The sequence below is a fragment of the Halomonas sp. DN3 genome, assembly GCF_024137905.1.
GTDB classification, from domain to species: domain Bacteria; phylum Pseudomonadota; class Gammaproteobacteria; order Pseudomonadales; family Halomonadaceae; genus Halomonas; species Halomonas litopenaei.
On sequence record NZ_CP099965.1, the window covers coordinates 3015207 to 3027466 of the forward strand.

Here is a 12260-nt window from a genome sequence, read left to right on the forward strand (position 1 = left end):
CCCTAGCGCTGCTCGAGCATGGCAAGGTGCTGACGCGCCCGACTCAAGGCGCGCTGCCTGAGCGCCTCACGGCGGGCGCTGATCCAGTCGAGCCAGGCGTCCATGCCCTCGCCGCTGGTGGCCGACAGCCGCAGGATCTCCAGTTCGGGATTGATCCGACGGGCGTAGGCTTCGCAGGCGTCCATGTCGAAGTCGACATGGGGCGCCAGATCGACCTTGCTCAGCAACATCAGCGAGGCGGCGGCGAACATGTGCGGATACTTGAGCGGCTTGTCCTCGCCTTCGGTCACCGACAGGATCACCACCTTGGCGTCCTCGCCCAGGTCGAAGCCCGCCGGACACACCAGGTTGCCCACATTCTCGATAAACAACAGGCCAAGCCCGGGCGGGCTTACCTGGGGCAGCGCCCGTTCGACCATGGAGGCGTCGAGGTGGCAGCCCTTGCCGGTATTGACCTGCAGCGCCGGCACCCCGGTCTCGCGAATGCGCCGGGCGTCATTGGCGGTCTGCTGGTCGCCCTCGATCACCGCCACCCCCTCGGCGCCGAGCCGACGAATGGTATCCACCAGCAGCGTGGTCTTGCCGGAACCCGGGCTCGACACCAGATTCAGCGCCAGCACACCGTCGGCCTCGAGGCGCTGACGATTGCCCTCGGCGATGGCGTCATTGCGGGCCAGAATGTTGGTCTCGATCTCCACCAGACGGCGTTGCGACATCCCCGCCACCTCGACCCCGGCAGGCCCTGCGCCACAGTCCAGATGCGGCGAGGCATCCGGCTCGGCAGCGCCAGGGTGGTCGCCGTGGCCATGGGAATGAACATGGGCGTGCACATGCTCATGAGAGTGGGCGTGGGCGTGGGCGTGGTCGTGCTCGTGGGAATGAGGGTGAGCATGGGAGTGAGTGTGGGGGTGAGCATGGGAGTGAGCGTGCTCGTGCTCGTGGGGATGAGCATGCTCGTGCTCGTGATGATGGGCGTGACTCTGGTCACCGCTTTCGGCGCATCCGCAGACAGTACACATCAGACAACCTCCAGTTCCTTGACGCGAAGTTCCTCTCCGCCGGTCACGTGCAGACGGGCGCTGGAACACAGGGGGCAATCGTCGCCACGCTGGGCAATATCCACCGTGCGATTGCAACCGAAACACCAGGCCGTGGCCGGTATGTTGACGATATCCAGCGTCGCCCCTTCGGCGACGGAGCCACGGGTGGACAGATCGAAACCGAACGCCAGGGCCTCGGGCTCGACGCAGGACAAGGCCCCGATCTCGAGACACACCCGGGTCACCTTCTCGAACGCCTGGACGCTGGCCTGCTCCTCGATCATCTCGACGATGCTCTGACACAGGCTCAATTCGTGCATGATGACCTCCCCTTGGGCGGCCCTGCCTTCCGGTATGGCGCCTGCGAAGGCGCCTGGCACAGCGCTTCACTCGACTCCTGCCACACCACCGGCAGACAAGGATCGGCACAGCTCAGCGCCATCGCCACCCGCTGCCGGGCCTGGTTGTCGCCATCACTGAGGCCACCACTGTGGCTATAACTGTGGCCATCACTGTGACCACAGCACTCGCCCTGGCCGTGGGCGGATTCCAGCAGGCGGGAAAGAAAACCCCGTTGCCGCTCGCCATCGGGGCCGACAGCAGCGTCGAGCATGGCGTCGGTCGGGGTGATGATGTGGTAATCGACGACCCGATCGTCCCGGCACGCCACCCGATGCACCAGGCGTCCCCTGGCGGCCTCGGCCCAGCCACTGCCATCGGAGGCACGCCCGCAGCGTGGCTTGCCGGCATCGCTGCTTTCCCCAGCGGTGCAGTTGCCAGCGCCGGCGCGCAGCGCAACTATCAACTGCGCCACCTCCACCACCCGCGCCAGCATCCGCGCATACAGACTCCAACCATCCCTCGCGATGACGCCGCCTAGCGACGCATGCCCGGCCACGCGCCCCACAAAGGTAGGGTCGTCCGCCACGGCGATTCGCCCGAACTCCCGCGGCCAGTCGGCGACCTGGCGCAGCACCTCGGCGGGCCGACTCGGCGCTCGCTCGAGCCACGCCTCGATATCCTCCAGTGCGCGCTCGGCCGGCCCGGCGAACACCCGCGCCTCCAGCACCTCCAGAGTGGAGAGCGAAAGCCCCGCCAGCCCCTTCAGGGAGTCGGCGTCGATCGCCATGCCCAGCCCCCCCGGCCAGTCCCGCAGCATGACCAGGGCATGCTCGCGCAGGGTCTCGAGCTGAATATGGCGGTGGCAGTCAGGGGCAAGCGGCAGGTCCATGGCCTTGGCCGCCGCGGCGCTCTGGGCGGCGGCGCACAGGTTGTACAGACACCCCACCATGGTCATCGCTTCGTGACGATTTCGATCGATCAGCCACTGGGTCGGCATCCGTCCTCGCTGACTCACGCGAAACCCCGGCTCGCCCCCTGGGCTGTGGCCGTGGCCGTGGCCGTGGCCGTGGCTGATGATCAGCGTCGGCATCATGACGACTCGTCCTCGTCCCCTGGCGCAGAATCCAAGGACGCTGCGCTGCTGGAGACGGCTTTGGTGCCGGCAGCGGTGCTCGACGTGCGCCCGGTCAGGAAGTCTCGCCGAGACTCGAGCCCGGGTGTCGGGGGAGACCACTGGCTTACGCCAGCTTCGCCATCGCCGTCCATGGGTTCGGGGTCGGCCGGGGGCGCCGCGGTGCTTTTAGCCACAGCGACAGCGTCAGCATCTGCCCCGGCGATACCCTCCTCCCCGGCCACGCTCAGCGCGGCGATATCGGCGTGGCGATCCGTCTCGGCACGGTGGGCCGGATCGAACAGCGCCTCCATGGCGGCGCGTGCCACCTCGGTGGCGTAGGCCTGGCTTGCAAACTCGCTCATGTCGGAAAACAGCGAACAGGCCAGGAAAGCGCCCATCGGCACCCGGGTATTGAAGATGAATTCGTAGTCGCCGGAGGCAAAGGAGTAGACCCGCTTGTCGCCAGGACGCAGGCGCTGGACGTCGTCATCGGGACCTGGGATCACCACCAGATTCATCAGCCAGGGCGCGACCAGGATGCCCAGCAGCCCGCCCTCCCAGGGGATAAATCCCACCGCCTCGACGTGCAGCGACAGATTGTTGAAGGGGGAATCCTTCATGCCGGTGGTCTGGATCTCGCGAAAGGTCTCGACCAGTCGCTTGACGGCGCCCATATCCGCCGTCGCAGCCCCGGCGGGTGTGGCAGGTGTGGCGGGCGCGGCGGGCGCGGCGGCCGCCCCCCCGACGCCCTGCCGACCATCCAGCACCATAAACTGGTTGCGCTCACCGTCGCACTGGGGGCAGCGCCAGTCCTGGGGCAGCGCCGAGAACGGCGTCCCCGGCTCGACCTGACGAACGGCGTCGCCGACGGCAGGGTCATAGCAGTACCAGCAGATCTTGCACTCGAGCCGGGCGGCGTCGTCCAGGCGCGCCAGGTCTCCGAGAAACGAACCTTCGAATCGTGCCGTCACGCCATCGCCTCCACTACCTGCTTGAGTCGAATCACCGAATCGGCGATGTCTTCAGCCGCCGCGCAGGCCACCTCGGGCACATCGGAGACTTCGATGACGTCCAGAATCAGCGAGTCCTGGGAATTGAAGTAGCGCACCCGCCAGACGTGATCGAGGGCGGTGCTGTCGATACGACAGTTGCCGTAGCCCCGCGACAGGATGGTGACCTCGCCCCGCCCCAGCGCCTCGTCCAGATAGGCCAGATCCTCCGGGGTATGGGGCAACAGCGACAGGTTGATGGCATAAGGCTCGCCACCCGGGACACGCTCCTCGCAGCGCTCGATCAGCTCCGAGACGATAAAGGGCCCGTTGACCACCCCCTGGCCGGCTTCCGGCGGGCAGAAGATGCGCTGCTGGCGGCATTGCACCACCGCCAGGGGCACCACGCCGATCTCGATATGTTCCTGCACACTGCCCGAGGCGTGATCCACATCCCGGGACGTCACCCGCCACAGACCGGCGAAGACCGACTCCTGAATCTCGACGGCATCCTTGCCACCGACCTTGATCGCGACCTCACCCTCGCCGAGTGCATCGGCCAGCGCCTTGCGATTCTCGGCATCGAGCGACGGCAGCTCGACCACCAGATTGCCGCCCTCCGGCGTCCACTCGGCGGCCCTGTCGGCAAGAGCGCTGAGGGTATCCAGCGTTGCCCGGATACGCTCGGGGTCCTCCACCTCGGGAAAACTCGGCTGAAAGGTGCTCATCCCCGACGGCATCGGCAGGTAATCGAGCGCCGCCTCCTCGGGCTGGCTGCCGGGGCCGATACCCGGCAATGGCGGCATGAATCCCTGGGTCATGTTCGAACACTCCCGTCGCGAGCGATGATATTGGCGCTGGCAGACGTCCCTTGAAGAATGGCGTGGATCTCGCCCAGGTAGTCATCCCAGTCGCGCACCTTCGAGATCACCCCGGTCATCCGACCGTCCTGAAAAAACAGCAGAGACGGCACCGGCCACACCTGAAAGCGCTCGCGCGTGGCGTCTTCTTCCGCGCGATCCACCACCGCGGGCTGGAAGCGTCCCGCAAAGGCCTTGACCAGCTCCGGCAGAATGGCAGCCACATCGTTGGTCTCGAGGTTGGTGGCCGGATCGCCGCTGAGAAACAGCACCCGATTGCCTGCCCCCGTCACGAAGGCCGCCAGTTCATCCCCGGCCAGGCAGGGGTAGTCCAGTTCATTGATCAGCCGGTGCAATGGCCCTGTCATGGCGTGACTCCCTTGTTGATCATTCGCTTGCGTTGTCGCCCGTGGTGAACTCACCCGGTGGAGGCGCCCGCCTTGCGCGCCGCCTCCAGATGCGGCGGCAGGCGAGGTTCGCCCTGCTCCAGGTCTGCAAACAGACCCGCATCGACCGCCCCACCCTCGGCCGCCATGGCCATGGCCCTTAGCGCGTCGCCAATACGCAGCGCCTCGTCGGCCTCCAGCACCCGTCGCGCCGCCCCCAGAAACACCAGCAACCAGTCGCCGGGGCTCACCGCCTCGACCAGGGAAATATCGATGTCTCGTCGATCCTCGGCCCCGCCGCTGACGCAGATGGCGAGCGTCCCGCTGACCTCAAGCACCCGCATGGGAATGCCAATGCACATATCGCGGCTACTCCTTCGCAACACTGTCGGCAACACCATCCCGCTCGCTTCCCGCCTCGCGAGACGGATCGCCGTGCGCACCGCCAGAATGGCCAAGGTCCCTCGCCAGAAAGCGCGGATCGCCGACGCGGCAGGCATCGAGCGGCGAGGGACGCAGGTTTTCGTAGTGGTGAAGGGCGAGCGCCGAAGGCGCCAGTTCGGCGATGGGGGCCTGGTGATCGGGGCTATGTTCAGCGCGAAGCTCAGGCCTGGCGCCCCAGGACACCAGCTCATCGACCACCAGGCGGATCACCTCATCGATTCGCGCGGCGATCTCCGGTCGCAGCGAGCCGCCATAGTCGTCCAGCACCGAGGGCTGCACACCGACCAGCATCACCCGCTGTGGCTGCCAGCCGAGCAGCTGCGCCGCCGCCAGCACTTCCTGAAAGCCGGTCTGGTGCAACGACATCTTCTTGGCGCCCATGAAGCTCGGCACCGCGTCATCGCGCACCACATGCACACTGCCCGGGGCCAGGCCGTAGTCGATGGCATCGATGACCAGCAGGCACTCGCAGGACTGCACGTAGGGCAGCAGGTAGAGTCCCTGGGTGCCGCCGTCCATCACGGTCACCGCCTCGGCAAACATATAGCGCTGGTGAAGCGCCTCCACCGCGCGGACTCCGAAGCCCTCGTCGGCCCACAGCACATTGCCGATACCCAGCACCAGAATCGATGGCGTCGCCTCGTGATCATCCGTCTTCATGCCGGCTCCTTCGCTGCGCCGAATATCTGCCTGCGCTACTTTAGTTGGCTTTATCCTGCGTCTCGTTCTTCGTTCTTTCCTTGTTCTTTCTTCGCCTCTTTCAGCGGCTCGTTCTTCGTCCGATTCCTGGATGCATTCGCCATAAAAACATCAAGATGCAGCATCAAAGCCAAAGTCCAGCCACGAAGCGCATTCTTTCAACGACAAACAAGACACCGAATAAACAGACGCCGAGAAACAGGACGCCAAAAAACTGCCGAAAACGCTTCCATCTTCGCCACCCATGGCACATGCGAAAGCGGTTTTTCACACCACAGCAGCCACTTACATGCACATATCCACGATGACCTGAAGAAAATCTCGACCATTTCCGCAGAATAACGCCGCCACCTTTCAATAAAAAACATGCCCATCGTTTCGGCACAGCCACATGGTATATAACCCTACAAAAGTCCAATAGCCGCCGACTCAAAGAGAATCTTTTTCATAAAACACCGGGCAACAACGTTTCAAAAGGTGACTTGTGATTACCTGATTAATGCCCGGCCAAGATGCCTCACCCACCGGCCTATGCACGCGCCTCGCCAACCTCCCTGAACGCCAACAAAAAGCGCCGGAGACCTCACCTGATATTCTCGGTGAAGCCTCCGGCGCCAACGGTCAGCGCTTACGCCCTTCAACGGCAGGGCTAACGAGTAACTGCGAGCATGACAAGTCACGGCAAGCAACGACAACGAACTACGAGGGGTCGTCATCCTTGAAGGTGCGCTCTCCCGAAATCATGGTCGAGACGATGCTCTGGCGGGACATGATGTCTTCACGTATTGCCACGTACACATGGATGATGATGAAGGTGATCATCACCCACATGCCGAGACGATGGAGGGTGTGCACGTCCAGGCTCTGGCCCACCAGCGGGATGACCCAGCCGAACAGCGTGTCCTGCCAACTGCCACGCAGGGCACCCTCGGCGTAGAGCGCCATTCCGGTCACGATCATGAACAGGGTGCCGAGGGTGATGAAGATGAACATCGCCAACTGCGCCAGGGGGTTGTGGCCCACGTACTTGCGCGGGCGCTTCTCCAGAAACAGGTACCAGCGAAGCTCGAACCACACCTCACGCCACCACTGGCCACGATGCAGCGGCAAGCGAAACAGCTGCTTGGCGTGGTGATTGCCGACCAGCGACCAGTAGAAGCGAAACAGAAAACCGATCGCCAGGATGTAGCCCGCAGTGAAGTGGGCAAAGCGGATATAGCCCATCACGAAGTGATCGCTGGCCTCACCTGACACCGTCGGCAACGGCTTGCCGATAAAGTAGCCGGTGGCGATCAGCACCAGGATGGCCGCCGCGTTGGTCCAGTGCCACAGCCGCAGCGGCGCCTCGTAGACGTAGACAGACGTCTGCTTGACCGAGGAAGGCAGCACCCGTTCCTCCCCGGGGCCTAGCTTGCCTGCCTGAGAATCCTCCGGGCTGGCCGTTGCAGATGATGACGCTTTCGAGTCATGGGACATGGGACACCCTCCCCCGGCTATCTGACGGTGACGCGAGACAGTTCTTCACCGTCTTCGCTCATCACGTGGGTGGAACAGGCCAGGCACGGATCGAAGGAATGCAGCGTGCGCAGGATCTCCACCGGCTCGTCCGGTCGCTCCATGGGCGTATTCAGCAGTGACGCCTCGAAGGCACCGATATTGCCCTCCGGGTCCCGCGGGCTGCCGTTCCAGGTGGTCGGCACGATGCACTGGTAGTTCTCGATCTTGCCGTCCTTGATACGGATCCAGTGGCCGTTCATGCCCCGGGGTGCCGCAACCATGCCGACACCGCGCGCCTCCTGGGGCCAGGACGCCGGGTCCCACTTCTCGATATTGGCGGTAGCCAGGTCGCCGGCGCGGATGTTGGCGATCAGCTCATGCCAGTCATCGAGCATCATGGACGCGCAGTAGTGGGCTTCCAGGGCGCGGGCCAGGGTGCGGCCGATGGTGGTCGGCAGCGCCTGCTTCGGCGTCAGGCGGGTGCCGGCGAGCTGGTTCAGGGCAGCAAGCGACGAGTCCACCTGGTCGATCACGAAGTCATTGCCCTGGGCGTAGTTGAGGATGTAGCGCGACAGCGGCCCCACCTCCATGGCGTGGCCACGCCAGCGTGGCGACTTGATCCAGGAGTACTTGGCGGCCTCGTCGATCTCCTCGATCCGGGTGCGGGTGCCGACGGTGCCCTGGCCCAGCTCGTAGTGGTGCTCGGTCTCGCCGTCCCAGGGGTGCAGGCCACGGGACTCGTCGTCGTAGCGGTACCAGGAGTGGGCCACGAACTCCTGGATCTGCTCCGGGTCGGTGGGGTCCACCTCGTGGATCTCGTTCCAGTTGCCGCCGAGGATGGCGCCGCCCTTGAGCTGGTCGGTGGACTTGTCGTAATTGACCTTGGAGTAGTCGCCGTAGTCCATCACGTTGGTGGCGGACAGCCCCCCACCGTAGAGCCAGTCCTTGTAGAAGCTGGCGATGGCGATGACATCGGGGATATAGACGTTTTTAGAGAAGGCGAAGGCTTCTTCGATGCGCGCGCGCACAAAATTCAGCCGCTCCATGTTGAGCGGTGCGCCCGCCGCCAGGTCACCGTCGATGTTGATGGCACAGGGCACCCCGCCGACCATGTAGTTGGGGTGGGGATTCTTGCCGCCGAACACGGTGTGGATCTTGACGATCTCCTTTTGCATGTCCAGCGCTTCAAGATAGTGCGCCGTCGCCATCAGGTCCGCCTCTGGCGACAGCCGATAGGCGGGATTGTCCCAGTAGCCGTTCTTGAAAAGCCCGAGCTGGCCGGACTCGATAAAGGTCTTCAGGCGATTCTGGACGTCGCGAAAATAGCCCGGCGACGACAGCGGATGGTTGGGGCCGGTCAACTGCTGCAGTTGCGAGGTCGCCCGCGGGTCGGCCCGCAGCGCATTGACCGGGTTAACCCAGTCCAGCGCGTGCAGGTGGTAGAAGTGCACCACGTGATCGTGCCACTGCAGCACCTTGGCCATCATCTCGCGGATCAGGTGAGCGTTGCGCGGGATGCGGATGTCGAGTGCGTCCTCCACCGCGCGTACCGAGGCCAGCGCATGACAGCCGGTGCAGACGCCGCAGATGCGCTCGACAAAGGCCCAGGCGTCGCGCGGGTCACGGCCCTTGAGGATGACCTCGAGCCCGCGCCACATGGTGCCGGTGGACACCGCGTTGCGGATGATGTTGTTGTCATCCACGTTGACCTCGCAGCGCATATGCCCCTCGATGCGGGTCACCGGGTCGACGACGATACGCCGTCCGCTTCTGTCCAGATTGAACCCGTTAGGGGTGTTGATCTGCGTCATCAGGCTTCCTCCCTGTTGGCTGACGACTGGCGCTTGACCTGCGCCCGTTTCAAGGCGCTGACGGCGGCGTGGACCGCCACCGCACCACCCACCCCGGTGGCCACGGCGCCGCCGATCTGGTCGGCGTTGGCCTCGATGCCGAACTGGTGCACGTCCTGCAGCCGGGCGTACCAGGAGCCCTTGTCCCAGAAGCCGTCTTCGGAGCAGCCGATACAGCCGTGGCCGGCCTGGATCGGGAAGCTCACGCCTTCGTTCCAGCGGATGGTCGAACAGGCGTTGTAGGTGGTCGGGCCCTTGCAGCCCACCTTGTACAGGCAGTAGCCGCGACGGGCGCCCTCGTCATCGAAGGACTCGACGAACTGGCCGGCGTCGAAGTGCGGCCGGCGGTAGCACTTGTCGTGGATGCGCTGGGAATAGAACATCTTGGGCCGGCCGGTGCGGTCGAGCTCCGGCAGCCGGTCGAAGGTCAGCATATAGGTGATGACCCCGGTCATGACCTCGGCGATCGGCGGGCAGCCCGGCACCTTGATGATCGGCTTGTCGGTGATGACCTTGTGCACCGGGGTCGCCCGGGTGGGATTGGGGCGCGCCGCCTGGACACAGCCGTGGCTTGCACAGGAGCCCCAGGAGATCACTGCCTTGGCGTGCTCGGCGGTCTCGCGCAGCTGGTCGACGAAGGGCCGCCCACCGACGATGCAGAACATGCCGTCCTCGTTGAGCGGCGGGTTGCCCTCCACCGCCAGGATGTAGTTGCCCTTGTAGCGCTCGATGGTGTCGGCCAGGGCGGCCTCGGCCTGATGCCCCGCCGCCGCCATCAGGGTGTCGTCGTAGTCCAGCGAGATCATCGACAGCACCACGTCCTTGACCAGCGGATGGGCCGAACGGATAAACGACTCCGAGCAACAGGTGCACTCGAGCCCGTGCACCCAGATCACCGGCGTGCGCGGCTTGGTCTCCATGGCGTGGGCAATTTTGGCGGTGTAGGCCGGCCCGAGCCCCAGCGCCGCCGCCGTCAGTGAACAGAACTTCAGAAATGAGCGACGCGTGACCCCCTGTCGCCGCATCACGTCGTAGAAGGTTTCGATGGGCTCCATCGGCAACGACTCCCCTGTCGTGGTCCTGGATCTCGCCACCGGCGTGATCCCCTGATCTGGAGGCGGCCTGCCCTCGATACGGCCAAGGCCAGAAGCCGACTCGAGGCCTGCACGAGGCCTGCACGAAAAGCCATCCAGATCGCCTGTTGTTGTTTCCCTCAACTACAGGGCAAGGCCCGTGCCAGATTGCGGGGAGCACGTCTTTTCAAACACTTGGCGCGCTTGACCACCACATGGCGGTAGCGCCCTTTCCAGCGGCCTCCGTCACGCCGGCACAGAACTCGCGCTACACGGCACACTGGTGGTAGCCGGCTTTCCAGCGCGCTGCGCTGTCGCCGCCGTGGCCTACACGGCGCCAAGTGCTTGACAATAAGCTGGCAATCCGTAGAATACGGCGCCATCCAAAGGCTACGTAGCTCAGTTGGTTAGAGCACATCACTCATAATGATGGGGTCCCCTGTTCGAGTCAGGGCGTAGCCACCAGATACCGAAAGGCCCGTCGATCACCGATCGACGGGCCTTTTTGTTGTGCCTTCCAATGCGACGATTCGACACCGACGCAAACGACAGAGCGCCTGGCGGTTACCCGCCAGGCGCTCTGTCGTCGTTTCAGTCTTGCGGCAAGCGCTGCGAGCGCTGGACCTACACCAGTTCGGCCGAGTTGAAGAAAGCCGTCAGTGCGCGGGTCAGGTGTTCCACATCCTGGCTGCCAGCGGTCTCGCGGACCGAGTGCATCGCCCACTGGGGCACCCCCACGTCCAGGGTCGGCACCCCCAACTCCGTTGCGGTGATGGGGCCGATGGTGCTGCCGCAACCCATGTCCGCCCGGGTGATAAAAGTCTGCACCGGCACCTCAGCTTGCTCGCACAGATCACGGAACATCGCCGCCGTGGCGCTGTTGGTGGCGTAGCGCTGGTTGGCGTTGGTCTTGATCACCGGGCCTGCGTTGAGGCTCGGGCCGTGCTGGGCGTCGTGCTTGTCCTTGAAGTTCGGGTGCAGCGCGTGGGCGTTGTCGCAGGAGATCATCCGCGAGGACTGGATCAGGCGGATATAGCCTTCCTCGGTGCCCTCACCCACCAGGCCATTCACCCGCTTGAGCACGTCGGCGAGGAACGGACCCTGGGCGCCACAGGCGCTGGCGCTACCCACCTCTTCGTGGTCATTGGCGACCAGCACCATGCCCTGTTCGCCGTCGGCGTCGAGCATCGCCTCCAGGCCAATAAAGCACGACAGCAGGTTGTCCAGGCGGGCGCTGGCGATTAGTTCCTTGCCCACACCCACCAGCGACGGCGGCTGCAGGTCATAGAAGCCCAGCTCGAAGTCCAGCACCTTCACCCCGGTCAGACCGTGCTCCTGCTCCAGCCAAGCCAGCAGCAGGCGATCGAGGTCGTCGTCCTTGCCGCCCTGCAGCACCACCGGCGCCATCTGGGTCTGGGCATTCATCGCCTTGCCGTCGTTGGCTTCACGATCCAGGTGGATGGCCAGGCTCGGGATGATGGCGATGGCCTCGGCAACGTTGAGCAGCACGCCCTCGACCCGCCCATCGGCGTGACGGACATGCAGACGCCCGGCCAGGCCCAGGTCACGGTCGAACCAGGGCGCGAGCAGTGCCCCGCCGTAGACCTGCACGCCAAGCTGCAGCCAGCCCGCAGACGTCTGGCCGGCGTGGGTCTTCAGCCTGAGGTTGGGGCTGTCGGTATGGGCGCCGACCATGCGCAGACTGGTGACCGGCTGGCCCTTCGGCAGGTTGACGGCGATAATCGAAGAATCGTTGCGGGTCACGTAGAAGCGGTCACCGGGAACCAAATCCCAGCTATCGGTCTCCAACAGACGACGGTAGCCGGCGTCCTCGAGCCGCTGAGCCATGTTCGCGGTGGCGTGCCAAGGGCTGGGGGAACGGTGAAGAAACTCAAGCAGCCGACTGAGCCTTTTGGCGCATCCGGCATCATCCTTTGGCAAGCACTCCTGTGACATGGGCGTCCTC

General features: G+C 64.7%; 12 protein-coding genes and 1 tRNA gene. 1 reads left to right on the forward strand and 12 read right to left on the reverse strand.

The window, feature by feature from the left end; all coding sequences use genetic code 11:
* Positions 1-2: 2 nt before the first annotated feature.
* The 11 genes from hypB to NKF27_RS13085 form a co-directional block, all read right to left on the reverse strand.
* Positions 3-1019 carry a hydrogenase nickel incorporation protein HypB gene (hypB, locus tag NKF27_RS13035; protein ID WP_253552182.1) on the reverse strand — a complete coding sequence of 339 codons (1017 nt, stop codon included), beginning with the start codon at positions 1017-1019 and terminating at the stop codon, positions 3-5.
* Complete coding sequence (gene hypA, locus NKF27_RS13040; protein ID WP_253552184.1) at positions 1019-1360, reverse strand: hydrogenase maturation nickel metallochaperone HypA; 342 nt, start codon at positions 1358-1360, stop codon at positions 1019-1021. The genes hypB and hypA overlap by 1 nt, the downstream gene beginning before the upstream one ends.
* A complete protein-coding gene (locus NKF27_RS13045) occupies positions 1348-2475 on the reverse strand; it encodes a hypothetical protein (protein ID WP_253552186.1) in 1128 nt (375 codons plus the stop codon). The genes hypA and NKF27_RS13045 overlap by 13 nt, the downstream gene beginning before the upstream one ends.
* The gene (hybE, locus tag NKF27_RS13050; protein WP_253552188.1) at positions 2472-3467 is read right to left on the reverse strand and encodes a [NiFe]-hydrogenase assembly chaperone HybE; all 996 of its coding nucleotides are present in this window, start codon (positions 3465-3467) and stop codon (positions 2472-2474) included. The genes NKF27_RS13045 and hybE overlap by 4 nt, the downstream gene beginning before the upstream one ends.
* Positions 3464-4306 (reverse strand): hydrogenase expression/formation protein, encoded by an 843-nt coding sequence (locus tag NKF27_RS13055; protein WP_253552190.1) that lies wholly within the window; start codon positions 4304-4306, stop codon positions 3464-3466. Before NKF27_RS13055 ends, hybE begins: the two co-directional genes overlap by 4 nt.
* Positions 4303-4713, reverse strand: coding sequence for a hypothetical protein (locus NKF27_RS13060; protein WP_253552192.1), 411 nt, complete (start codon positions 4711-4713; stop codon positions 4303-4305). Before NKF27_RS13060 ends, NKF27_RS13055 begins: the two co-directional genes overlap by 4 nt.
* Positions 4714-4763: 50 nt before the next feature.
* Positions 4764-5093 (reverse strand): HypC/HybG/HupF family hydrogenase formation chaperone, encoded by a 330-nt coding sequence (locus NKF27_RS13065; protein ID WP_253552194.1) that lies wholly within the window; start codon positions 5091-5093, stop codon positions 4764-4766.
* Between the two features lie 7 nt (positions 5094-5100).
* On the reverse strand, positions 5101-5835 hold the full coding sequence (locus tag NKF27_RS13070) for a HyaD/HybD family hydrogenase maturation endopeptidase (protein ID WP_253552197.1): 735 nt from the start codon (positions 5833-5835) through the stop codon (positions 5101-5103).
* Between the two features lie 738 nt (positions 5836-6573).
* A complete protein-coding gene (cybH, locus tag NKF27_RS13075; protein WP_253552199.1) occupies positions 6574-7350 on the reverse strand; it encodes a Ni/Fe-hydrogenase, b-type cytochrome subunit in 777 nt (258 codons plus the stop codon).
* A gap of 17 nt (positions 7351-7367) precedes the next feature.
* Positions 7368-9182, reverse strand: coding sequence for a nickel-dependent hydrogenase large subunit (locus tag NKF27_RS13080; RefSeq protein ID WP_253552206.1), 1815 nt, complete (start codon positions 9180-9182; stop codon positions 7368-7370).
* Positions 9182-10276, reverse strand: coding sequence for a hydrogenase small subunit (locus NKF27_RS13085; protein ID WP_045994042.1), 1095 nt, complete (start codon positions 10274-10276; stop codon positions 9182-9184). The genes NKF27_RS13080 and NKF27_RS13085 overlap by 1 nt, the downstream gene beginning before the upstream one ends.
* Before the next feature lie 406 nt (positions 10277-10682).
* Between NKF27_RS13085 and NKF27_RS13090 the strand changes: the two genes are divergently transcribed.
* Positions 10683-10759, forward strand: a tRNA-Met gene (locus NKF27_RS13090).
* A 159-nt stretch (positions 10760-10918) separates the two neighbouring features.
* Here the strand turns inward: NKF27_RS13090 and NKF27_RS13095 are convergent.
* Positions 10919-12250 (reverse strand): M18 family aminopeptidase, encoded by a 1332-nt coding sequence (locus NKF27_RS13095; protein WP_253552208.1) that lies wholly within the window; start codon positions 12248-12250, stop codon positions 10919-10921.
* Positions 12251-12260 lie beyond the last annotated feature (10 nt).

What these genes read in the sequence shown, in the direction of transcription:
- cybH (WP_253552199.1), bottom strand. Translation starts at nt 7,350, where the DNA reads ATGTCCCATGACTCGAAAGCGTCATCATCTGCAACGGCCAGCCCGGAG.
- NKF27_RS13055 (WP_253552190.1), bottom strand. Translation starts at nt 4,306, where the DNA reads ATGACCCAGGGATTCATGCCGCCATTGCCGGGTATCGGCCCCGGCAGC.
- hypB (WP_253552182.1), bottom strand. Translation starts at nt 1,019, where the DNA reads ATGTGTACTGTCTGCGGATGCGCCGAAAGCGGTGACCAGAGTCACGCC.
- NKF27_RS13095 (WP_253552208.1), bottom strand. Translation starts at nt 12,250, where the DNA reads ATGTCACAGGAGTGCTTGCCAAAGGATGATGCCGGATGCGCCAAAAGG.
- hypA (WP_253552184.1), bottom strand. Translation starts at nt 1,360, where the DNA reads ATGCACGAATTGAGCCTGTGTCAGAGCATCGTCGAGATGATCGAGGAG.
- NKF27_RS13080 (WP_253552206.1), bottom strand. Translation starts at nt 9,182, where the DNA reads ATGACGCAGATCAACACCCCTAACGGGTTCAATCTGGACAGAAGCGGA.
- NKF27_RS13085 (WP_045994042.1), bottom strand. Translation starts at nt 10,276, where the DNA reads ATGGAGCCCATCGAAACCTTCTACGACGTGATGCGGCGACAGGGGGTC.
- NKF27_RS13065 (WP_253552194.1), bottom strand. Translation starts at nt 5,093, where the DNA reads ATGTGCATTGGCATTCCCATGCGGGTGCTTGAGGTCAGCGGGACGCTC.
- NKF27_RS13060 (WP_253552192.1), bottom strand. Translation starts at nt 4,713, where the DNA reads ATGACAGGGCCATTGCACCGGCTGATCAATGAACTGGACTACCCCTGC.
- NKF27_RS13070 (WP_253552197.1), bottom strand. Translation starts at nt 5,835, where the DNA reads ATGAAGACGGATGATCACGAGGCGACGCCATCGATTCTGGTGCTGGGT.
- NKF27_RS13045 (WP_253552186.1), bottom strand. Translation starts at nt 2,475, where the DNA reads ATGATGCCGACGCTGATCATCAGCCACGGCCACGGCCACGGCCACGGC.